The sequence below is a fragment of the Psychrosphaera saromensis genome (genome assembly GCF_002954545.1).
Classification (GTDB): Bacteria; Pseudomonadota; Gammaproteobacteria; order Enterobacterales; family Alteromonadaceae; genus Psychrosphaera; species Psychrosphaera saromensis.
In genome coordinates this window covers 628,528-652,593 of record NZ_MSCH01000003.1, presented here as the reverse complement: position 1 = coordinate 652,593, position 24,066 = coordinate 628,528, and the positions used below count along the sequence as shown (strand labels likewise).

The window sequence follows — 24,066 nt, the reverse complement described above, 5'->3', positions numbered from 1 at the left end:
AAGCCACTGTATTTGTACTAAGCAAGGTAGTTATCCATGAGCAAAACACAATTTACCACTACGGTTGTCCACGCAGACCGGAAACTTAATCCAGACAGCGGTGCTGTGCATTACCCAGTAGTTAATTCGGTATTGTTTGGTTATGAAAATCCACAAGATTTGGTGGATATATTTCAGGGTAAACAAGCAGGACATGCTTACGCTAGACAATCTACACCAACAACAGATGCGTTACAGTCGATGGTCAATGACATGGAAGGCGGAGTTGGGTGTTTGGTTTTTGCTTCAGGTATGGCTGCGATCACAACCACATTTTTCACTCTGTTAAAGGCGGGCGACCATATCATTGCGAGCCAGTTTTTATTTGGCAATACCCCAAGTGTGTTAGGTACGTTGCAACGCTTTGGTGTTGAAGTAACTCAAGTTGATGCCACCAATATTGAATTGGTCAAAGCGGCGGTTCAGCCAAACACAAAAATTATTTTCACTGAAACCATAGCTAACCCAGTGACTCAAATTGCCGACTTAAACGGAATTGGTGAGTTATGTAAGCAGAATAATCTGGTTTACATCATCGACAATACAATGACGCCAAGTTATATATTTAATGCAAAAGCGGTTGGTGCGAGTTTAATTACAACCTCTTTGACTAAATATGTAGGCGGTCATGGCACAGTAACTGCTGGTGCTGTAGTGGATACAGGTAACTATGATTGGCGTGATTACGACAATATATTACCGAGCTTTCGCTCACAAGCTCCACATGCCCAAGCCTTAACTCAAATTAAGAAAAAAGGGCTGCGCGATTTAGGCGGGTGTTTGTCTTCTGACTCGGCACAAATGATTGCCGTTGGCGCAGAAACCATGGCGTTAAGAATCGACAGAGCTTGTGCTAATGCGCAAGCACTTGCCGAGTTTTTAGATGCTCATGATAAAATTGCCAAAGTATATTACCCAGGATTGCAAGATCATCCTCAGCATCAACAAGCTAAAACATACTTTAAGCAATTTGGTGCGATTGTTAGCTTTGACCCAGTCGACTCGATAGACCCTGTTGCACTGTTAACAGAATTAAACTTAGTTATATCGGCCACTCACCTAGGTGATAACCGCACACTTGCTTTACCGGTAGCTCAAACTATTTACTTTGAAATGGGGTTAGAGAATCGTCAAAAAGCGGGAATTAATGAAAACATGATCCGCATGTCAGTGGGGATTGAGGAAGTTGATGATTTGATCGCTGACTTTAGCCAAGCATTAGCAAACATTTAAAAGACACATTAGAAGGATATAAGTTATGCGCTCAATTTTAAGTACTTTGGTTTTATTGGTTTTAACAATCAACCAAGCCCATGCAGATTTATTATGGAGTAATAAAAAATCAGGTGGTGATGATTGGATGTTAGGCACCATTCACTTAGGGGATGAGCGTTTATCTACCCTGCCAGATTCCATTAAAGCAGCAATAGACAGTGTTGATGTTGTGGTTATTGAAACTGACGTATCGTTAGTGAGTATGGAAGAACAACAAAGGTTATTATTACAAGCTGCAACTTTGCCGCAAGGGAAAAGATTAAGTCATGTGCTATCTCCTGCTGTATACGAAAAAGCTCGAGAGTATTTAGTGGATAACGACTTGAGTATCGAAACCTTGGCAAACTTTAAACCTTGGCTAGTTGGGTTAGCTATGGTGCAAATGGCTTATGCAAAACTAGAGTTAAAAGAAGAATATGGCATTGATAAACAAGTGCAAGAGTATGCTCTGAAGCAAGGTAAGAAAGTAATTGGATTAGAAACGTATGCTGAGCAAATGAGTTTTTTTAATGCAATAACGGATAAATATCCAGAGTTCACAGGTGACGATTTAATCTTAGATACGTTAAAAGAAATTGAACAATATTCAGACTTACCAAAGCAAATGATCACAGCCTGGATAAATTCTGACTTACAAGCTTTTGAAAATATTTATAAAGAAACACTAGGTACAAGTAAATTTGATGAAGCCGCTGAGGAAGTGTTAATTGTAGAGCGTAATCATAAATGGTTAACGCCGTTAGAATCTATGTTTGCAAAACAAAAGGTATTCTTAGCGGTTGGCGCGTTACACTTCGCCGGTGAAGACGGATTACCAAGTTTAATGCCAGAGAAATTTGAGCTAATTAAAGCGAAAGCTAAATAAACCAGTTAACTACCTGGTCTATATAAATAGCGGATAACAATCTTCTACTGTGAAGATAAAATAAAGGCAGAGACAATTGGATCTGCCTTTTTGCTGCTCTGACAACAAATACCAAGGTTAAACGGTTCAGGATTAATATTCGGTTTTAATATCAAAATCTTGTTTTTAACCGGACTGGCATCAATGACTAACTGTGGCGCTATGGTAATGCCACAGCCTAGAGCCGCCATACTAACCAAAGCCTCATGACCTGCAACACTGGCATAAATATTTGGTTTAATAGACATGGACTTTAACCACTTCTCAAACTTGTGTCTAATTGGCCCAGACTCAGGCATCACTACTGGTAATTCGTTCCAGTTCACTTGAGGATTTTGACATAACAAAGACAGCTCACTGTTATCGTTAGGACCAATTATTTTTAGTGATATTTCGGCTAACGACTGGAAAAAATATTTGCTTGAATGAACATCATTTAACGAGGCAATCGCAACATCAACTTCGTTGTTATCAATTGACGGCAGTGCTTTTGAAGCATTACCGGTAATGATCTTTAAATCGACCGAGGGATGTAAAGCAGAAAACTTCTCGATAAGAGGGGGTAAAAACTCATAAGCAGCCGTCACGGTGCAGAATATTCTAAGGCTACCGTTAAGTTGTTCACTCTTTTGTTTTAAATCTTGCTGTAAGTTATGCCATTCCGTAATTGTAGAGGCTGCAAACTCACGAGTTTTAATACCCGCCTGAGTCAATTCAACCTTTCTGTTATCACGAATAAACAAAGGCTCGCCAATCTCTACTTCCAAACGCTGAACAAGTCGACTTAATGTAGATGGGCTTAAGTACATCGCCTCTGCAGTAGTGGCAAAATGTTTACTTTGGCATAAGTGTAAAAACGCTTTTAGTTCTTTTAAGTCCATGACGAGTTAACGTTTCCTAAGCTTTGATCCGCTCTTATATTTTTTGAGCTTTCATTAATTGCAATACAAGGTTGAGTATATATCAATTTACGCAATTATTGATAACACATATAGTCAGTTCAACAGAAAAACTCTTGCGAATAGCGCAAATATTAAGGAATACCCATGGCTAATTATTTCAATACTTTACCTTTACGTGAGCAACTAGCTCAATTAGGCGTTTGTCGTTTTATGGAACGCGAAGAATTTGACGCAGGATGTGAAGTCCTAAAAGGGAAAAAGATTGTCATTGTTGGTTGTGGCGCTCAGGGTTTAAACCAAGGTTTAAACATGCGCGATTCTGGTTTAGATGTATCTTACGCATTACGCCAAGCCGCTATTGATGAAAAACGTGACTCATTTTTACGTGCATCAGAAAATGGTTTTGTGGTTGGCACTTACCAAGATTTAATCCCTTCTGCAGATTTGGTTTATAACTTAACGCCAGACAAACAGCATTCAGCAGTTGTTGATGCAGTTATGCCATTAATGCAAAAAGGGTCTACTTTAGGTTATTCACACGGTTTTAATATCGTTGAAGAAGGCAAGCAAATACGTGAAGACATCACTGTTGTGATGTGTGCACCAAAATGTCCAGGTACTGAAGTACGTGAAGAATACAAACGTGGATTTGGTGTGCCAACACTAATCGCGGTTCATGCTGCAAACGACCCAGAAGATAAAGGTTGGGATATTGCAAAAGCATTAGCATCTGCAACGGGTGGCGATAGAGCGGGTGTTCTTGAGTCTTCATTTGTTGCTGAAGTTAAGTCTGATCTTATGGGCGAACAAACAATTTTATGTGGTATGCAACAAGCTGCTGCAGTAGTTGCTTATGAAAAGATGGTTGCAGAAGGTATTGATGCCGGTTACGCAGCTAACTTAATCCAATACGGTTTAGAAGTTATTACAGAAGCGATGAAAGTAGGTGGTGTAAGCCACATGTTAGACCGCTTGTCTAACCAAGCTAAAGTAAAAGCCTTTGGTCTTTCTGAAGAATTAAAAGAATTAATGCGTCCATTATTTGAAAAACATCAAGATGACATCATCAGCGGTGAATTTTCTAAAACTATGATGGCAGATTGGGACAACAACGACGCTAACTTATTAAGATGGCGTGAAGAAACAGGCCAGACTGCGTTTGAGCAATCTCCTCAGGTTCCTAATACAATTACAGAACAAGAGTTTTTCGACAAGGGTATCTTCTTAGTTGCTTGTATCAGAGCGGGTGTTGAATTGGCATTTGAAGTGATGGTTGAGTCTGGCATTTTACCAGAATCGGCATATTACGAGTCTCTGCATGAAACGCCATTAATCTCTAATACCATTGCTCGTAAACGTTTATACGAAATGAACGTAGTTATTTCAGACACTGCTGAATATGGTAACTACTTATTTGCGAACGCAGCAATTCCATTGTTACGTGAAAAAGTAATGCCAAGCATCACTACCGAATACATAGGTAAAGGCATAACAGTTGAAGACAATGCGGTTGATAACAAGTTATTAGTGGAAATTAATGACGCATTACGTAATCACCCAGTTGAATGGACTGGACAAGAGTTACGTGGCTACATGACGGACATGAAAAAGATCCAAACAGTTTAATAGCTGAAAGTAATTTTATTATAACTAAATGGACTAAGTGTTATTTAGCTTATTGATTGACATAAAATCGCTCAACAAGTATTAATGAATAACACTTTCTTCATTGTTCAATTTTAATGAATGACGAAGTAACAAACTACTAATTATTGGCATTATGAATTTAAACTTATCTCTTCTAATTATTAACGTCGTCGTGATTATTTCACGTCGGGGTTTTTGTTGAGCTAAATTCAAAATGTTCAAAACCCCGGCTACCAAGTTCGGGGTTTTTTGTTACTACGCCTGAACTTATAACCGGGTTAGACAATACCAAAATTGGTATGCAAACTAACGGTTGGAACGACGATGAAAATAGGCGCAGATTTAATTATAGATACCCTTTATAAGCAAGGGGCTACTGAGGTGTTTGGTTATCCAGGTGGAACCATAATGCCGGTCTATGATGCCCTATTCCGCAGCTACGAACGTAATGTCCCTATCAAACACTATTTGTGCCGCCACGAACAAGGTGCCGGTTTTGCAGCTGTTGGTTTTGCTCGTTCTACTGGGAAAACTGGAGTCTGTATTGCTACATCAGGGCCTGGTGCAACAAACTTAATTACGGCTTTAGCCGATGCTAAATTAGACTCAGTTCCAGTTGTTGCCATTACGGGTCAAGTACCAAGACCACTTATGGGCACTAATGCGTTCCAAGAAGTGGATGTATTTGGTTTGTCGTTAGCGAGCTGCAAACATAGCTTTCAGGTAATGGATCAGTCGGAGTTGGAAGATACAATTAATCAAGCATTTCGTATTGCCAATGAAGGCCGCCCAGGTCCAGTGTTGATTGATATCCCTAAAGACGTACAAATGAATGCCGTTATTAAACAAATGCCGCTTAATTTGCCTACGCCGCAAGTACAACCTATCACGCTAGATCAAATTGAATTAGCCAAGTCATTAATTTTAAATGCCAAGAAACCTATTTTTTATATAGGTGGTGGCGTAGACATGGCAAAAGTATCTAGGCAGTTAAATGCATTGTTATCACATACTCAATTACCCGCCGTTACTACGCTAAAAGGCATAGGCGCTATAAAATCTAGCTACCCACACTTTATGGGAATGTTAGGCATGCATGGTAATGGTGCTGCTAATTTAGCGGTACAAGAATGTGACTTATTGATTGCCTTAGGTGCGCGTTTTGATGACCGAGTTACTGGCAAGTTATCTACCTTTGCCGCCAAAGCAAAAGTACTGCATATAGATGTAGATAACTCAGAATTAAATAAATTACGCCAAGTTGAGTTAGCGATTACTTGCGGACTAGAAGCAGCATTGCCAGCGTTAGAGCAGCAGTTCTCATTAATAGACTCTAATGATAAACAGCAATGGCAAGCATGGCGCGACGAATGTGCCAAGTTAAAACAGCAGCATCAATGGCAGTACGACTGTCCCGCTCAAGGTATATACGCTCCGGCTTTGTTAAATCAATTATCCAATGTTATGCCAAGTTCCACTGTGATCACTTGTGATGTGGGCCAACACCAAATGTGGGTGGCACAGCACATGAAGTTTGATAGCTCAAAAAATCATTTAAGCTCAGGCGGCGCAGGTACTATGGGATTTGGTTTGCCAGTTGCTGTTGGTGCCAAAGTAGCACGACCAAACGATCAAGTTATCGCCGTTTGTGGTGATGGCTCAATCATGATGAATATCCAAGAGCTAGGGACAATTAAACGTTTTAATTTAGGCGTTAAAATTTTACTTATAGACAATGCCAAGCTCGGTATGGTGAAGCAGTGGCAAGAACTGTTTTTTGATAAACGTTTAAGCGAAACCGATTTGTCTGACAATCCAGACTTTGTAAAGTTAGCGTCTGCGTTTGATATACCGGGTAAAATGATCTCTAAGACAAGTGAAGTTGAACAAGCAATAAAAGAGTTTGTTGAGTTTGATGGGGCGTTTATCTTGCATGTTAAAATTGATGCACAAGATAATGTATGGCCTTTAGTACCACCAGGTGCGGCTAATCAAGATATGATCGGTAATGGATCAGCAGAGAATCAACCAATTGAAGATGTGGGTTAGGAATAAATTATGACAAACAATAAACACAACGAAACACCAGTAGCCCACTTATCGTTAATCTGTACGAGCAATTCAATTTTGTTGGAACGTCTATTACAAATTGTTCGTTATCGTGGTTTTCAAGTACTGAACATGAGTTCAAACGACTTAGATAATGGTGACACAGAAGTGAACTTTTTAGTAAAAGGTCAAGCAAAGCTGACAACTCTTAAGAAAAGTTTAGAAACGTTAATTGATGTTCAACAGTGCTATTTGACCGACGATAAGGCAAAATTGGCGACTTTATTAGAAATGGGGTTTTCTAGCATGAATAATCCCTTTATAGGCAACTCAGCCCAACAACAAGCAGTTGGTTAGGCTCGCAGAGGAAAAATAACAATGGCACTTCCATCATCAGCAGAAACAATTTGGTTTAACGGTAAATTAATTCCTTTTGCAGACGCAAAAGTTCATGTGCTTAGCCATGCAATTCATTATGGTTCATCAGTATTTGAAGGTGTTCGTGCCTACGATACACCAGATAAAGGAACCTGTATTTTCCGCTTAGACGATCACACTCGCCGTTTATATGATTCTGCCAAAATCTATCGTATGGCAATTCCATTTACACCAGAGCAACTAAACCAAGCGCAAAAAGACGTAGTAGTAGAAAATGGTTTTAAATCAGCATACTTACGCCCAGCAGCATTTTATGGCGAAATTGGTTTAGGACTAGCCGTTCCATTTAACACAGAAACTGACGTTATGGTTGCTGCAATGGAATGGGGCGCATACTTAGGTGAAGAAGCACTAGAAAACGGTGTTGATGCCGGTGTTTCAAGCTGGAATCGTTTAGCTGCTAATACTATGCCTACTGGCGCAAAAGCTGGTGGTAACTACTTGTCTTCACAACTAATTTCTATGGAAGCTCGTCGCCACGGTTACGGTGAAGGTATTGCACTTGATATCCACGGTTATGTATCAGAAGGCGCTGGTGAAAATTTATTTATTATCCGTGACGGCATAATAACAACAACACCAATTTCAGCGGCAATTTTACCTGGCTTAACCCGTGACACTATTATCAAATTATTAAAAGATTTAGGTTACACAGTAAAAGAACAAAATATCCCACGTGAAGCTTTGTACCTAGCGGACGAAGTATTAATGTGCGGAACTGCAGCAGAAATAACACCTGTTCGCAGCGTAGACGGAATACCAGTTGGTTCAGGCAAACGTGGACCAATCACTAAACAAATCCAAGATGTATTCTTTGGTTTGTTTAACGGAACAACAGAAGATAAGCATAACTGGTTAACGCCAGTAAAATAACTTAATTACTTATCTCTTTGCTGTAGAACGCCATAACGGCATCGAAAATACTCATTTGCTAAAGCAAACTCCGTGTTTTCTCTTTGTTCTGGCGTTATACAGCTACAGATATCAGCAATTATAACTATGGACTCTTTGCTGTATAGCATCAGTGCTGCATCGAAAATACTCATTTGCTAAAGCAAACTCCGTGTTTTCTCTTTGTTCTGGCGTTATACAACGGCAGATATTAGTAATTAAGCGTCTTCATAAAATAGAAAGATAAAAGCTTCTGTTGTTCTTTGTAAATTATTAAAAATACAAAGAGATCAGGGGCTTTTTTTATGCCTCTCAAAAATTGATCAATAATAAATTTAAGATTAGATAAAGGAAATTTTAGGATGCCAAAATTACGTTCAGCAACGTCTACACAAGGTCGCAATATGGCTGGCGCTCGCGCTTTATGGCGAGCAACCGGAATGACAGACGGAGATTTTGGTAAACCTATTATTGCCGTCGTTAACTCGTTTACTCAGTTTGTACCGGGGCATGTGCATTTAAAAGATATGGGGCAATTAGTGGCAGGCGCTATTGAAGACGCTGGTGGCGTGGCAAAAGAATTTAATACTATCGCAGTAGATGATGGTATTGCTATGGGTCATAGCGGCATGCTTTATAGCTTACCGTCGCGCGACTTAATTGCAGACTCGGTTGAATACATGGTTAATGCGCATTGTGCCGATGCCATGGTGTGTATTTCAAACTGTGACAAAATCACTCCGGGCATGTTAATGGCAGCGATGCGCTTAAATATTCCGGTTATTTTTGTATCTGGTGGCCCAATGGAAGCGGGTAAAACTAAGCTTTCTGATCAAATCATCAAACTAGATTTGGTTGATGCCATGATCCAAGGTGCAGATCCAAAAGTATCAAACGAACAATCAGACCAAGTAGAACGTTCTGCTTGTCCAACATGTGGCTCATGTTCTGGTATGTTCACAGCAAACTCAATGAACTGTTTAGCAGAAGCATTAGGTTTGGCACTTCCGGGCAATGGTTCTATGTTGGCAACGCATGCTGACCGTGAACAATTATTCTTACAAGCGGGCAAGCAAATCGTTGAGCTAACTAAACGTTATTATCAAGATAACGACGAGTCTGCACTGCCGCGCAATATTGCTAACAAAGATTCATTCTCTAATGCTATGTGCTTAGACATTGCTATGGGTGGGTCAACTAATACCATCTTACATTTATTAGCAACTGCACAAGAAGCTGACATAGACTACACCATGGAAGACATGGACAAGTTATCTAGAATAGTCCCGCAATTATGTAAAGTTGCGCCGTCAACGCCAAAATATCACATGGAAGATGTTCATCGTGCTGGTGGTGTTATTGCTATTTTAGGTGAGCTTTCTCGCGCCGGTTTACTTAAAACCGACGTGCCAAATGTATTAGGTACAACCCTGGCAGATGTGATTGCTAAGTACGATATAAAAGTAACCGACGACGAAGACGTTAAAAAATTCTACCGTGCAGGCCCTGCTGGTATTCGTACCACTAAAGCCTTTAGTCAAGATTGCCGCTGGGATACATTGGATGATGACCGTGAAAACGGTTGTATTCGTAGTATTGAAAATGCGTTTTCTCTAGAAGGTGGCTTAGCGGTACTTTCTGGCAATATTGCCCTTGATGGTTGTGTTGTTAAAACGGCAGGTGTGTCTGACGACAACTTAGTATTTACCGGCCCTGCGCATATATTTGAAAGCCAAGATGATGCCGTTGCAGGTATTTTGGATGGTAAAGTTGTTGCCGGTGAAGTGGTTGTTATCCGTTATGAAGGCCCTAAAGGCGGCCCGGGTATGCAAGAAATGTTGTACCCAACGACCTATTTAAAATCTATGGGATTAGGTAAAGCTTGTGCGTTATTGACTGACGGTCGTTTCTCTGGCGGAACATCTGGTTTATCCATTGGTCACGTATCTCCAGAAGCGGGAAGTGGCGGTACTATTGCCCTAGTAGAGCAAGGCGATATTATCCATATTGATATCCCTACGCGTGAAATTACATTACAAGTATCGGAAGCTGAACTTGCAACTCGCCGTAAAGCGATGGAAGCCAAAGGAAAAGATGCCTGGAAACCAGTTAATCGTGTACGTCCAATTAGCTACGCCCTTAAAAACTATGCAATGTTAGCAACCAGTGCTGACAAAGGTGCAGTGCGTAACCGAGAGTTATTAGATAACTTTTAATCGCGGCCAAGCTTTTGATAATGCCAAGGTTTTAAATGGCATTAGCATCAATATATAACGAATTATTTGAGTTCAGATTATGAACTCAAATGTTTATAAAATAAGACAAAAAGAGAATGACTATGTCACCAACAGACCAACTAAATAAACTGAAAATAGCACAGGGATTTGTTCACGATATTTTGTTGGCTCCTATTTATGATATTGCGGTTCAAACTAATGTCGATAGATTAAAAAGCATGTCTGCCAGATTACAAAACGACGTTTTTGTAAAACGCGAAGACGAGCAGCCCGTGCATTCTTTCAAACTCCGTGGTGCTTATAACAAGTTAGCGCATTTAACCCAAGCACAACTGGATTGCGGTGTCGTTGCGGCGTCAGCGGGGAATCATGCACAAGGTTTAGCCTTGTCAGCAAAAACATTAGGGGTAAACGCCACTATTGTGATGCCAGAAACCACACCAGAGATTAAAGTAAATGCGGTACGTGGTCACGGTGCTAATGTGGTGTTAGTAGGCAAAAGTTTTGATGAAGCCAATAAGTTTGCTCTTAACTTAGCGACAGAGAAGTCAATGAGTTACATCCACCCATTTGACGATCATTATGTTATTGCCGGACAAGGCACAGTAGCCAAAGAGCTATTGCAACAAGTCAGAGACTTAGACGCTATTTTTATTCCTGTAGGCGGTGGTGGTTTGCTTGCGGGCATGGCGGTTTATATCAAACAACTTAAGCCAGAAATCAACGTCATTGGTGTAGAGCCAGAAGGTGCAGCTTGTTTAAAAGCGGCACTTGAAGCGGGCAAACCTGTAGATTTAGAGCAAGTTGATATTTTTGCTGACGGTGTTGCAGTTAAACGCATTGGTGAAAAAACCTTTGAGCTGGCACAACAATATTGTGATGAAGTGGTTACAGTCAATTCAGATGAAATGTGTGCGGCGATAAAAGATTTGTTCGACGATTTACGTGCAGTTGCCGAGCCAGCTGGCGCATTAAGCTTGGCTGGATTAAAAAAATACGTAAAACAAAATGGCATCACAGGTAAACGTTTATCCTGTGTATTGTCAGGCGCTAACCTTAACTTTGACAAGTTACGTTACGTGGCAGAAAGAACCGAGCTAGGCGAGAAAAAAGAAGCAGTAATAGCCGTGACTATCCCAGAGCGCCAAGGTGCCTTTATTGAGTTTTGTGACGTAATCGGCGGCAAAGCCATCACAGAGTTTAACTATCGTTTTCAAGACAAAAGCCAAGCGCAAATTTTTGTTGGTGTGAAGTTAACTAACGGCCAAGAAGAATTGGATCAGATCATCCAACAGCTCACAAACGCCGGTTATCAGGTGATCAACTTAACCGACAACGAACTGGCAAAATTACACGTACGCCACATGGTCGGCGGCAAACCAATTGAAGCGGTAAATGAGCGAATATTCAGCTTTGAATTCCCAGAATACCCAGGAGCCTTGTCTAAGTTTTTAAATACGTTAGGGCAAAACTGGAACATAACATTATTTCATTACCGTAACCACGGCGCCGCATTTGGCCAAGTACTAGCCGCTTTTGAAACCACAAAAGCAGACGATGAAAAACTGCAACAACACTTAGATGAACTTGGCTTTAACTGGAAAGACGAAACCGAAAACCCAAGCTTTAAGCTGTTTCTACAAAGTAGTTAGTGGTTACTTATTACTTGAGTTTATTAAAAGGTCAGTGAATTAATCACTGACCTTTTTTAAGTAATTACTAACTAATTAAGCTCAATTTATGAATTTCAGGCTCTCTTTGTAATGCCACTTTATAAAATTCAAAAATTGGTAAAACGTAAGGTTTAGCGTAATGCTCGTCTAATGCTTGTTGATCTGAGAACGTTTCTACGAAGACAAGCTGTTTGGTGCTGTCATCTTCATATATTTCAAAACGAATACAACCATCTTCGGCTCTGGTAATGGGTACCACATCTTTAATTTTTTGACGGCACTGTTGGTAAAACTCAGGTTTTGGGGTAATAAAAGCAACAATGTTAATCATTTATATTTTTTCCTTTTGAAAATGTATTGATTAAAAATAACGTTACCCTCATAACGTTGGCGTTAAGTAAATAAGCAGCAATAAAAGCAGCTGGCCACGCATTTATAAAAGCAACAGCCCATCTGCTAATGAAGTCATTGGTAAGCCCAATATTTATGTAAGTAACCCATGCCGACATGATGCAAGACAAACAACATGAAAACAGGGCAGTAAAAACAAATTTAGTCATAATTTTCTCCTCGTTTTGTATATTATGAGGATATCTTTCGTCTGACTATGTCAGATTTAGAACACTAAGATTGCAGGAATTTACATGCTGGATGATTTTCTATTATTTATTGAAGTAGCACGCCGTGGCAGTTACGCAAAAACGGCTTTGGCACTTAATATTAGTGCACCAACACTGTCAAAGCGTATTAAAGCGCTGGAAGATCAACTAGGAAATCCTTTATTTATTCGTTCAGCTAGAGGAGTCACACTAACCAGTTTTGGTAAAGGTTTATTTGATCAACTTGCAGAAACAACACTGGATTTACACTCAGCCGTCACACAAAGCCGACAACAAGACAGTGCTTCATTTGTACTTCACTGTCCTCAAAATTTAATGATGGGGCTTCTTTATCCAGCCATTGAAAAGTTTGCTCTAGAGAAAAGCAATGTGAATATGGTGATTGAAGCTGCTAATAGTAATGTTTTATTGAGCCAAACGTCGTTTGATTTAGCGGTGCGCTTGGGTCAACAAAAAGACTCTAGCTTTTATCAAAAACGTATTGCAGAAGTAGCGGTTTGTCTTGTTTCTAAAATTAATTGCAGTAACAAAAATAGGTTGATTGTCCCTTACTCAGACTCGCAATTACATGGCATTGAATTTAGCCAAATAGAAAAACAGTACGAGCAAAAAAGTATAGTGAATGACATAACTTTAGTGCGTAAGTTAGTGACATCTGGCGCGGGAGTTGGCTTGTTACCAATGACTGAGGTAAATGAGTTACAACAAAGTTTTCAAGAACAATTTCAATATGAATCTTCAATTATTTTTACCCGTCCAGTTTATGTGTTGTGGCCGAATAAACCCAAACCAACAGAATTGGCATCGTTTTTAATTAATTCGATAGAGCAATGTGTTCAGAATATACCTGCCTTACAAGGAAAAGTAGTGAACTTGTGATCACAAAATAAAGTGAAAGTTAAGGTTTTATCTTATTGAATATTAAAGTTTAAAAAGTATTGTTGCAGTGGTAATTATAAGCTGCTTGTTATAACAAGAGCTGTTATAACCCAAAAAATACGGGTAAAACATCAATGTGTGTTACTTGAATTCAAATCAAAATATGAGCAATGTCGTGATGAAATTAAAAATGTTAATAATTGGATTAAGTTTATTTTCTAGCTTTGCTTATTCTCATGTTAAACCTGTTTTTTCGGTAAATGAAGATCCTGTCTGCTCCATTTTTGAACAGTCTTATAACGGGCAACTAGCTCAAGGAAAGACTCCAAGTTTTCAAACAAATTACATCCCTATTCATAAAGGTGGAAAGTCAAAGTTATTCACACCAGATGAGACCTCAGATATCCGTGTTAAATTTTTAAAGCCAATAATTCATGACGATATCACTTGGTTTGAGTGGCAGCCATTGACAGGTGTACAGCATAAGCTTTCAGGATATGGTTCTGCATCTCGTTTAACAGCGGTAAGCTCAATAAAACCAGCACCTAACAAAAGCTTTGTACTGCAAATCAATACCATAGGCTGGAGAGGCCCTTTTTATGGAGTATGGATAATTGAAGACAGTGAGCTTAAGACTATTGTGCAAAATATGGAAAGCATTGATCAAGATGTACCTGTAGGAATTGAAGCAAGTAGTGCAGTTTTTATGTTGCCAGATGCAGAACTTGATTTGATATCAACGCCAAGAAATATTTTTCAATTTAATGGTGGTTTTTATACTGTAGATAAAGACGGTGCATATAAATTAGATAATGGTGAGTTAAAAACCGTTTGTAAACTTGGTTACTCATTCCCTCTTAAATCTCCACAAATACAAGCACTTGAAAATGCTGGGAACGCAACCTTAATGACCGAAGGCATTACTCATATACCAGGTTATTATGGAACAATGGGAAGTTCATTTATTAAAGTCGAAAATGGTTTTAAAGATGCGATTGAAAAGCCTTGGTTGACCCTGGTAGATGAAGATGGAATGTGCTTTAACAATGATCACATACATAATTGTGGTTTCAATATATCCATTGAAAATATGTTAAAAGATTTTGCATCACAAGACCCATGGAGTTATAGAGAAGTTCAAGTTATTCGCCAGCATATGCAAGCGACAGAATATGATTTAAGTAACTTTTATATAAAAAACTTAAAAATCTCCCCACTTATTGCTCAAGGTATGGCAAAGCAAGCTGTATATAGTTTCCTTGGTAAAACAGTTCGTATTAATAATGCCACTAGTTCTTATCGTAAAAAACTTAAAAATATAGGAAGAGAAATAGATTTATATACGTTGGATTATTATAAGAGCTCAATTGCCACCAATTGGTTTGGTAAGACTGAGCTAATGTGGGCTGCCCACTTTAATGATTATGATGCAATCCAGCGATTATTAAAAAAAGACGACAAAACAAATCCTAACTTTCCACACCAAGCATTGTTTTCTGTAACTTCTTCTAATGATGAGTATGCTTCAGTGCAATACCTTAACCGTTCAGCATTAACCTATGCGGCAGAAAATGCAACTTTACCTGTTATACAAGCGTTAATAAAAGCAGGTTCAGATATTAATATCAAAGATTCAAAAGGGAACGATCTTGATTATTATTTGGCTAAAAACACTCTAGTAAATAAAAGCATCAAAGAAATTGCAGCTATGCCTGCGATAGAAATAAAACCTAGCTTTAATTGTAAGTTGGCATCAAGTGCACAAGAAAAAGTAATTTGTGCCAAAAAGGGGTTAGCTGTTTATGACAAACAGATGAGCCAATTATATAAAGCGGTCAGAACAAATATTAAAGACTCAAATATTAAAGCGTTACAACGTATTTGGTTAAAAGATTTGCGCCGCAGTTGTTCTGTGCTTGATCCATATACACTTTCTCCTTGTATGAAATCTCATTATCGCACTCGTATTAAGTACTTAAGTAATTTATTAATGCTAACGAACCAATGGGGTCAGAATATTTGATTTGAGTAAATAGCCTGCTATTTTTGATTAAATCCATATATTTAATTAGGATGTTATTTAGATGGCAAGGCTTCCCCGTTTAAACTTACCCAATATACCTCAACATGTTGTCCAGCGAGCAATCAATGGGGTCAGAACACTTGTTTTGAAAACACTTGATTTGCATTATCGTAACCACGGCGCCGCATTTGGCCAAGTACTAGCCGATTTTAAAGCCACAGAAGCAGACGATGAAAAACTGCAACAACACTTAGATGAACTCGGCTTTAACTGCAATTTCAAATAGAACCTAAAGTAACACCAGGCGGATAAGATATGATTGTTAAATATGTGAAAGAAAGAGGTTATGAAGGAAATGGAGCAGATCCGTTATTAACATTAAATAAAGAGTATATTGTTTTTAGAGTTGAGTTTAGAACTGATGGTCACCCTACATCAATAGCAGTTCCAATAGATAGAGATGGGAGTTTGGGTAAATTTTATATAAATTGTTTTAGTGTTGTAGACTCTAGAGTCCCTTTAGAGTGGAATTTAACTACGCGGCCAGCTACCTTTTGTTTAGAGCCAATAGAATTTTCAGATACGTTTTGGGATGACTATGGCGATGATGATGAAGCAGCTGAGCAAGTTTTTTTTGATGTGCATAAAAAGTTAAAAACATTTCATGAAGAAGGGAATAAACTTGGTCAGCCATTCATTTAAAATCTAAAATCATAAAAGCAACGGAGTCACCCATTAGCTCTTTGGATAGTCGCTTGTACCAATCGGTATTAACTGGTAAAGTACGCCCGTTAAATAAATTAGTAAGAATAAATCATGAGCAGAATTGGATATGCCGATGGAAAATGGAATGACTTAAATTACCGCTCTGATCCCATTAGTTCTACTTTAAAATCATAAACTTAAAGGTAGTCTGGCAGGTAAGTGTTATCGCTCGGAAAGACAAGGTTAGAGCGGAGTAACTGTTCGGATGAGTTGAAATTATAATCCCGCCGTGGTATGTCCAGCTTTATTCTCTTTCTAACATATTGCAGTTATACCAAAGTTCAATTATGATGCCGCTTGATATTATTCCAAAATAGGCTAGGTGACTTTATATTATAAAAATTCCCATCCATTTTTTATGCTAAGAACTTAGTACATAAAAAAGTGTAACTACCGAAGATAAAGAGTTAAAGGTGGTTATAAATAATGTGGGTGTGTATTTAAAAAATAGTTAACTAGTTCCTACTAATCAATTGTCAGGTTCCATAATATTGATGATTACAAGTTAGAACGGCTTGAAAAATATTAATGGACTAAAAGGTAATGAAAGAAATAAAAACTTAGACTTTATTTCACTTCATTTTATCGTATGACAAGTTTCTATTAGATTGTATAAAAAATTGAAACAAGAATTAAACTTAGGAAGATTGTAGTAATGACAGATAAGTATTCAATGGCTGATTTTAAGCTTAAAACGATTAATGAATTGGATCAAATTCAGAGGATTTCTTCTGCAGCTAAACAAGCTGCAATGGAGGAGAAGCCTAATAGTGACTCAATGAATTTGGATGAAACTGAAAGAAATATTATCTCTTATTGTGAAAGCGAAGTACAACAAGCAAATGACCTTGTTTATGACAAGTTTTCAGTTTTCAAAAGGATGATGACAAAAGCTACTAAAGCCATTTCAAGTATTCAAACGATAAAATCAATACCTGAAGTTTTTAGAAGTGAGTATCAATACAATATTCGTAAGAACTCAAGTGAATCAAAAATCATTCAAGGTGAGTTTAATCTTGCAAAGAAAGATTTGTATAATTTTAAAACTGAACACAATTTAATTAGACAAGAACAGTCTTCAACTAAGCCCCTACTTAACTGGGCGCTTGTAATTGCCATTGTTTTCGCTGAATCAATTTTAAATGCTAGTTTCTTTGCTAAAGGTAGCGATTTAGGTTTATTAGGTGGCGTTATACAAGCTTTCGTTATTGTAATGATTAATGTGCTAGTGGCCAATTTAGTTGTGCTTCTAATTAGAAGACGAAATATTTCCAGCTTAAGTAGCGTCAAGAAGACAGGTTATACGTTTATAACTGGAGCCATGGTTTTTACAACTATATGTTTTCACTTTCTCGTTGGGCATTATAGAGATGCTTTAAGAATAGATTTTGACAACGCTTATGCCTTTTCTGTATTAAATTTTAGTTCAAGTCCTTTTGCTTTGATTGATTTTGAGTCGTATATACTTGTTTTTATGGGGCTTTTGTTCTTTGCTCTATTGATAATCGATTTGTATAAGATAAAAGACCCATATCCTGGATATAGCGAAATTAGTAAAAAATATTACAAAATAAAAGATGAATTTGATTCTTTAAATATGATCTTGCTTGACGATGAAAATGCAATGTTAAGTGATATGAATAAAAAAATAGAGATGATAAAACTAGAAGCTACTGATACGTATGAAGAGATACAAGATATTCATATTGTAATGCAAAAATTAGAAAACAAATATAATGGCTATTTAAATTCAATGCAAAGTCTAGCAGTGGCTGCTATACGACGTTATAGATCAATGAATAGTGATATGCGAACAACTCCAAGTCCTGAGTATTTTGAGCATGAAATAGAATTCAATCCAATACGCATAGAATTTGAATATGCTGATAACAAAGAAAAAACAGCTTTATTGGAATCTGCGATTGAAAACTTGCCAGTATATGAACGTGAAGCAAAAGATAATCTTAATAAAGTTGTGCAAGAACTAAAAGACTCTGCTGAATTATTAGATAATGATACTAGTGAAAGTGAGAACATATAGATGGCTAGAATAAATAGAGATAAAAAGAGCTCTTCTAGTAAAAGAGGTAAAAAGAAGAGTGGTAATTTATTAGCTGTTGTAATTATGTCTACGGTTGCTGTGTTATTTGGTCTGATTATTTATACATTTGTAACTGTTTCTGCTGAAATAATACCAAGAGATAAAGAAACGTTATGTCGAATAGATGGGCAGTATAATAAACATATAATATTATTAGATGTCACAGGTGTATATAGCCTTATTCAGCATAAAACCATAAGACAAGCTATTGAAAATAATGTAGCTGATTTAGCGGTTGATGAGCAACTTCAACTTCATTTTATTACAAGCAGTGTAAGTGATGTAGTTCAACCCTTGATGAAAGTTTGTAATCCTGGGCAAGGTGAAGATGTAGATGCATTTTTTGGCAATGCCAATATGATAAAGAAAAAATGGGAACAGAAACTTTTTAGACCATTAAATGAAATTTTAACAGAATTTGATAGTGCTAATACGGTAGCTGCAAAATCTCCGATTTTTGAAACTATACAAATGATAAACAATCAGTCTATTAAAAGAAGTGCAGAAGGGACGAAAACTAGATTTACAATCATCTCAGACTTCATACAACACTCTGATGATTATTCTTTTTTCAAAAATAATATAGAAAACTTTTGGCGCTCAAATTACCAGCATAAAGTATATACTGAATTGAAAGATGTTGAGATGCAGTTGCTATTTGTTCGTAGAAATGGACGTGAAAAATACTTAGGTAAAATATATTTAGATTTTTGGAAAGAATATTTTACTAAAGCTGGAAGTGAAAATGTAATAATCAAAAGAATAGAAGGTTAGGTAATACTGTGTTCTCCGAAATAAAAAATGTATTTATAGTCGCTTTTATTCTTGGAGCTTGCCTGAGCCTATACGGTGCTTACAGTGGTTTATATTTAATCACTGTAAGTCTTTCTATACTAATTATGGTGGTGTATTTTTTCACCACTCTTTATTTAAACACTATAAAGAAACAGATATCAGTAGAGCAGCTAGCGAATAGTAATTACTATTTAGGTTTTATGTTTACTTTAGTATCTATATTGGTTTCTTTAACCAGTGTGATTTCTAATTCATATAATATAGACAATATAGTAAGTAATTTTGGTGTGTCGATTGTGACTACTATAATAGGACTTCTTGCTAGAATTTATTTGGCTAACTTCATACCAAATGAAGAAGTAAACAATGAAATTCTTAATGAATCAGTCTCACATAAAATACGTATCATGAATGATATTTTGCTAGATAATATGCAAAAAAATAAAGCGTTTTCTCAAATGATCGATGAGAGGATGGAAGTACTTGTAGTCTCAACTGAAAGATCATTAGGAAAGTTTACCAAATTACTCGATAAAGATTTTAAAGCGAGTATCGATACTTTCAATGATTCTATAAAGAGCATAACTAAAAGTATGGAAACTTCAAATAAAAAACAATCCGCTTTAATATCTGAAGAGCTTAAAGAAGATAAAAAATAATAAATAAAAGTATAAAACCGCTGTGTGGGAACAAAAAAAAGTTATTACTGTTTTTGGGACTCAGATTGAAAATAGTCTTAAATAACTAAAAAGAATCAGATGAATAATAAATCAATTTTCAACTTAAGCATTATTGAATTAATAATAGTGCTATTTGCTATGTTTATGGTTATTACGGTATACCAGTTATCTTATAAAACAGAGCATATAAATGAATTGAACAAAGTTGTTGAATCGCAAAGAGAAATAACAGAAGACGTTGTAAGTAAAAACTATCCGGTTTTAGAAAATAAAATTCATGATCTTGTTAATCTTGAAAAGTACAAAAAGTTAAATAATCAGCTGAAAAACAATAATTCAGGAACAATATTTATTGAAAATAAAATCATAAATAATGTAATAAATGCTGATAAACAGAAAGATTATGGTAATTATAAAGATTTATTAAAAAATAAAACCCAATTATATGGGCAACTAAAAGATTTACAAAACCATACACTTACCGTCGGTACTTTGAAAAACTTACAATTAGAAAACAAACCACTGCATCAACAAATCCAATCTTTAGAAAAAAGAATAAAAAGTAATTACCAAAATAGAATGGCTTTAACTAATAAATTACAGCAGTTAAAAGGTAATGAAACAGTAAAATATATACTTCAAAAACTCGATGTTCATGATGCCCCAATACAAAAACAATTAGATACCCTTAATGGCGAATTAAAAAGATTTGATAATAGTCTTTTGGACAAAAACTATAAGCTTGCTACAGATTATGATGATAATACAAAAGATATACTACAAAAATTGGATCAAAAAAATAGACCCATTGACAAACAAATTGAGCTTTTAGAACAAACGTTAAAAAATAAAAAATTATTACTAGAAATTAAAAGGTTAGAAAATAAACTAGCAAATATTCCTAAGAATTCAAAATACAGTTTGGAAAGAAAAGAATTAGATAGCAAAGAATTCAATAGAAAACTCAATGAACTTAAAAAACAATTGAGTGAAAATAGAGTGTCAAAGAACCCAAGGTTACAAAAAGCTATTAACAACTTAAATCGTATTCAGACAAACAATCAAAGAAAGTACGAGTCTAATACAAAAGATATGTTAAATAGACTTGAACAAGGGAAGTTACCTTTAAGCAAACAAATTGAAAACTTACAAAAAGAGCTTGATACCGTATCAAGAAATTCAAAGTTGCAAAAAGCCTTAGATAATTTAAATACGATTAAAATTAATAATCAGGCTAACTATGATCCAAATACAAAAGAGTTATTAAAACAACTCAAGCAAGATAAACGACCTTTAGCTAAACAAATTGAAAACTTAGAAAAAGAGCTTGATACCGTATCAAGAAATTCAAAGTTGCAAAAAGCCTTAAATAATTTAAATACGATTGAAACCGATAATCGGGCTAACTATGATCCAACTACAAAAGAGTTATTAAAACAACTCAACCAAGATAAACAACCTTTAGCTAAACAAATTGAAAACTTAGAAAAAGAGCTTGATACCGTATCAAGAAATTCAAAGTTGAAAGAGGCCTTAGATAATTTAAATACGATTGAAACCGATAATCAGGCTAACTATGACCAAACTACCAAAGAGTTATTAAAACAACTCAACCAAGATAAACAACCTTTAGCTAAACAAATTGAAAACTTACAGAAAGAGCTTGATGCAGTATCAAGAAATTCAAAGTTGAAAGAGGCCTTAGATAATTTAAATAAAATTAAAACGGATAATCAGGCTAACTATGACCAAACTACCAAAGAGTTATTAAAACAACTCAAACAAGATAAACAACCTTTAGCTAAACAAATTGAAAACTTACAGAAAGAGCTTGATGCAGTATCAAGAAATTCAAAGTTGAAAGAGGCCTTAGATAATTTAAATAAGATTAAAACGGATAATCAGGCTAACTACGATCCAATTACAAAAGAATTATTAAAACAACTCAACCAAGATAAACAACCTTTGGATACACAAATAGAAGGTTTAAAAACTGAGCTGGAAAAAGCATCAAAGAATCCAGATATCAACACTGAAAAACTGCAAAAAGCCTTAGATAATTTAAATAAGATTAAAACGGATAGTCAGTCTAACTACGACCCAATTACAGAAGAGTTATTAAAACAACTCAACCAAGATAAACAACCTTTGGATACACAAATAGAAGGTTTGAAAACTGAGCTGGAAAAAGCATTAAATAATCCAGATATCAACACTGAAAAACTGCAAAAAGCCGTAGATAATTTAAATAAGATTAAAACGGATAGTCAGTCTAACTACGACCCAATTACAGAAGAGTTATTAAAACAACTTAACCAAGATAAACAACCTTTGGATACACAAATAGAAGGTTTGAAAACTGAGCTGGAAAAAGCATCAAAGAATCCAGATATCAACACTGAAAAACTGCAAAAAGCCTTAGATAATTTAAATAAGATTAAAACGGATAGTCAGTCTAACTACGACCCAATTACAGAAGAGTTATTAAAACAACTCAATCAAGATAATGAGCCTTTAGCTAAACAAATAGAAGGTTTAAAAACTGAGCTGGAAAAAGCATCAAAGAATCCAGATATCAATGATGAAAAACTGCAAAAAGCCTTAGATAATTTAAATAAGATTAAAACGGATAGTCAGTCTAACTACGACCCAATTACAAAAGAGTTATTAAAACAACTAAACCAAGATAAACAACCTTTGGATCAACAAATAGAAGGTTTAAAAACTGAGCTGGAAAAAGCATCAAAGAATCCAGATATCAACACTGAAAAACTGCAAAAAGCCCTAGATAATTTAAATAAGATTAAAACGGATAATCAGGCTAACTACGACCCAATTACAGAAGAGTTATTAAAACAACTCAACCAAGACAAGCAACCTTTGGATCAACAAATAGAAGGTTTAAAAACTGAGCTGGAAAAAGCATCAAAGAATCCAGATATCAACACTGAAAAACTGCAACAAGCCATAGATAATTTAAATTCGATTAAAACGGATAATCAGGCTGACTATGATCCAATTACAAAAGAGTTATTAAAACAACTCAAACAAGACAAAGAGCCTTTAGCTAAACAAATTGAAGCTTTAAAAAATGCACAGGAAAATGAATTTAAGAATCAAGATATCAATGATGAAAATCTGCAAAAAGCCTTAGATAATCTACAGAAAATTAAAAATAAACCTTCACAAAATATAAATTATGTTGAGGACCCGGCTTATGTAGATCAACTGAAAGATGTATTAGACGGTATTAATAGAATAAAAGTAATTAAAGATGAGCTTGCAAATAATAAAGATTCGAAGCCGATAATAAATAAAAATATAGAAGAGACTATAAAATACTTAGAAGATAAGAACAAAGACCCTAGACTCAAACCAAATGATGATGTCCAGGTAATTCTTAATGAGTTTAATATCAAAGATAAAGCAACCCCAGAACAACTAAGTAATTTATATTTAAATTTATATTCTGCACCTATTGATGATGTAAATGTTTCTGAATTAAATTTTGTTATTAATAGATTGAAAGATCAAAGTGATTTAGAGAATCAAGTAAAATATATTAATGACACCCTAGAAAAGTATAATAATACTTTTGCAAAAGGTAATGATACTGAAAAAGATTCTAATATTGCCTCAAACAAGGAGTTGGAAGGTCTTAGAAACAAAATAAAATATCTGCAAAAGAAGGTAGAAAAAAATGGAACCGTTCATTTGCCATGTATGCTTGATGATACTGGTACTGCAATCTATATATTTAAATTGTTTTTGAGGGACGATAATATCCATGTACAACTTGGCTGGCAAGAGCAAGTAGCGCAGCTGTCTAAAGACATTCCAAATCTTGATAAGTTAGTTGATCAAACTTTAACTCTGAATAGGTTTATGGAACTCACTAAACCTATATTCAAACAGAGTATACAAAATGAATGTAGACAGTTCGTATATTTAGAAGATGAAACTATTAGCAAAAAAGAATATAAAAGAAAGACTTTAACAATACAGCATCATTTCTATAAATATATCGATCATGCTTGGTAATTTTTTATTACGTTATGTACAACAATAAAACAGGCTCAATGGAAGACAACCAACTTACCGCAATGTAGCGCAATAATATCAGTATTGTTTTCCAGTTCCATCATCTG

At 36.0% G+C, this 24,066-nt stretch carries 20 protein-coding genes; 16 read left to right on the top strand and 4 right to left on the bottom strand.

Going from position 1 to position 24,066, the window contains the following annotated elements; all coding sequences use genetic code 11:
* The first annotated feature begins 36 nt into the window (after nucleotides 1-36).
* On the top strand, nucleotides 37-1,272 hold the full coding sequence (locus BTO11_RS02920) for a cystathionine gamma-synthase family protein (RefSeq protein WP_105051179.1): 1,236 nt from the start codon (nucleotides 37-39) through the stop codon (nucleotides 1,270-1,272).
* Between the two features lie 25 nt (nucleotides 1,273-1,297).
* Entirely contained in the window at nucleotides 1,298-2,179 is an 882-nt protein-coding gene (locus BTO11_RS02915; protein WP_105051178.1) for a TraB/GumN family protein, read from the top strand.
* 44 nt (nucleotides 2,180-2,223) lie between these two features.
* On the opposite strand, the gene ilvY is transcribed toward BTO11_RS02915, so the two are convergent.
* Nucleotides 2,224-3,099, bottom strand: coding sequence for an HTH-type transcriptional activator IlvY (gene ilvY / locus BTO11_RS02910; protein ID WP_105051177.1), 876 nt, complete (start codon nucleotides 3,097-3,099; stop codon nucleotides 2,224-2,226).
* Between the two features lie 165 nt (nucleotides 3,100-3,264).
* Here ilvY and ilvC point away from each other — a divergent pair, with 165 nt between their 5' ends.
* The 4 genes from ilvC to BTO11_RS02890 all read left to right on the top strand — a co-directional run bounded on the left by ilvC (nucleotide 3,265) and on the right by BTO11_RS02890 (nucleotide 8,127).
* The gene (ilvC, locus tag BTO11_RS02905; protein ID WP_105051176.1) at nucleotides 3,265-4,746 is read left to right on the top strand and encodes a ketol-acid reductoisomerase; all 1,482 of its coding nucleotides are present in this window, start codon (nucleotides 3,265-3,267) and stop codon (nucleotides 4,744-4,746) included.
* A 345-nt stretch (nucleotides 4,747-5,091) separates the two neighbouring features.
* Entirely contained in the window at nucleotides 5,092-6,816 is a 1,725-nt protein-coding gene (ilvG, locus tag BTO11_RS02900; protein WP_105051175.1) for an acetolactate synthase 2 catalytic subunit, read from the top strand.
* A 9-nt stretch (nucleotides 6,817-6,825) separates the two neighbouring features.
* On the top strand, nucleotides 6,826-7,173 hold the full coding sequence (locus BTO11_RS02895) for an ACT domain-containing protein (RefSeq protein ID WP_105051174.1): 348 nt from the start codon (nucleotides 6,826-6,828) through the stop codon (nucleotides 7,171-7,173).
* A 21-nt stretch (nucleotides 7,174-7,194) separates the two neighbouring features.
* Entirely contained in the window at nucleotides 7,195-8,127 is a 933-nt protein-coding gene (locus BTO11_RS02890) for a branched-chain amino acid transaminase (protein WP_105051173.1), read from the top strand.
* A 5-nt stretch (nucleotides 8,128-8,132) separates the two neighbouring features.
* Here the strand turns inward: BTO11_RS02890 and BTO11_RS16440 are convergent, their stop codons facing one another.
* Nucleotides 8,133-8,300, bottom strand: a complete 168-nt coding sequence (locus BTO11_RS16440; protein WP_181135824.1) for a hypothetical protein — start codon at nucleotides 8,298-8,300, stop codon at nucleotides 8,133-8,135.
* A 207-nt stretch (nucleotides 8,301-8,507) separates the two neighbouring features.
* Here BTO11_RS16440 and ilvD point away from each other — a divergent pair, with 207 nt between their 5' ends.
* On the top strand, nucleotides 8,508-10,361 hold the full coding sequence (gene ilvD / locus BTO11_RS02885; protein ID WP_105051172.1) for a dihydroxy-acid dehydratase: 1,854 nt from the start codon (nucleotides 8,508-8,510) through the stop codon (nucleotides 10,359-10,361).
* A 122-nt stretch (nucleotides 10,362-10,483) separates the two neighbouring features.
* Nucleotides 10,484-12,034, top strand: coding sequence for a threonine ammonia-lyase, biosynthetic (ilvA, locus tag BTO11_RS02880; protein WP_105051171.1), 1,551 nt, complete (start codon nucleotides 10,484-10,486; stop codon nucleotides 12,032-12,034).
* Between the two features lie 67 nt (nucleotides 12,035-12,101).
* On the opposite strand, the gene BTO11_RS02875 is transcribed toward ilvA, so the two are convergent.
* Together BTO11_RS02875 and BTO11_RS02870 are read right to left on the bottom strand one after the other, a co-directional pair.
* Entirely contained in the window at nucleotides 12,102-12,386 is a 285-nt protein-coding gene (locus BTO11_RS02875; protein ID WP_105051170.1) for a putative quinol monooxygenase, read from the bottom strand.
* Complete coding sequence (locus tag BTO11_RS02870; RefSeq protein WP_105051169.1) at nucleotides 12,379-12,615, bottom strand: DUF2798 domain-containing protein; 237 nt, start codon at nucleotides 12,613-12,615, stop codon at nucleotides 12,379-12,381. Before BTO11_RS02870 ends, BTO11_RS02875 begins: the two co-directional genes overlap by 8 nt.
* An 84-nt stretch (nucleotides 12,616-12,699) precedes the next feature.
* Between BTO11_RS02870 and BTO11_RS02865 the strand changes: the two genes are divergently transcribed.
* The 8 genes from BTO11_RS02865 to BTO11_RS02830 all read left to right on the top strand — a co-directional run bounded on the left by BTO11_RS02865 (nucleotide 12,700) and on the right by BTO11_RS02830 (nucleotide 23,959).
* Nucleotides 12,700-13,554 (top strand): LysR family transcriptional regulator, encoded by an 855-nt coding sequence (locus BTO11_RS02865; protein ID WP_105051168.1) that lies wholly within the window; start codon nucleotides 12,700-12,702, stop codon nucleotides 13,552-13,554.
* Nucleotides 13,555-13,732: 178 nt separating this feature from the next.
* Nucleotides 13,733-15,577 carry an ankyrin repeat domain-containing protein gene (locus BTO11_RS02860; protein WP_105051167.1) on the top strand — a complete coding sequence of 615 codons (1,845 nt, stop codon included), beginning with the start codon at nucleotides 13,733-13,735 and terminating at the stop codon, nucleotides 15,575-15,577.
* A 145-nt stretch (nucleotides 15,578-15,722) separates the two neighbouring features.
* Entirely contained in the window at nucleotides 15,723-15,863 is a 141-nt protein-coding gene (locus tag BTO11_RS16575; protein WP_229793365.1) for a hypothetical protein, read from the top strand.
* 29 nt (nucleotides 15,864-15,892) lie between these two features.
* The gene (locus BTO11_RS02850) at nucleotides 15,893-16,279 is read left to right on the top strand and encodes a hypothetical protein (protein ID WP_105051165.1); all 387 of its coding nucleotides are present in this window, start codon (nucleotides 15,893-15,895) and stop codon (nucleotides 16,277-16,279) included.
* A 718-nt stretch (nucleotides 16,280-16,997) separates the two neighbouring features.
* Complete coding sequence (locus tag BTO11_RS02845) at nucleotides 16,998-18,383, top strand: hypothetical protein (RefSeq protein WP_105051164.1); 1,386 nt, start codon at nucleotides 16,998-17,000, stop codon at nucleotides 18,381-18,383.
* The gene (locus BTO11_RS02840) at nucleotides 18,384-19,217 is read left to right on the top strand and encodes a hypothetical protein (protein WP_105051163.1); all 834 of its coding nucleotides are present in this window, start codon (nucleotides 18,384-18,386) and stop codon (nucleotides 19,215-19,217) included. It abuts the gene before it with no gap.
* A gap of 8 nt (nucleotides 19,218-19,225) precedes the next feature.
* A complete protein-coding gene (locus BTO11_RS02835) occupies nucleotides 19,226-19,897 on the top strand; it encodes a hypothetical protein (RefSeq protein WP_105051162.1) in 672 nt (223 codons plus the stop codon).
* A 99-nt stretch (nucleotides 19,898-19,996) separates the two neighbouring features.
* Nucleotides 19,997-23,959 carry a coiled-coil domain-containing protein gene (locus BTO11_RS02830; RefSeq protein ID WP_105051161.1) on the top strand — a complete coding sequence of 1,321 codons (3,963 nt, stop codon included), beginning with the start codon at nucleotides 19,997-19,999 and terminating at the stop codon, nucleotides 23,957-23,959.
* Nucleotides 23,960-24,066: the final 107 nt, after the last annotated feature.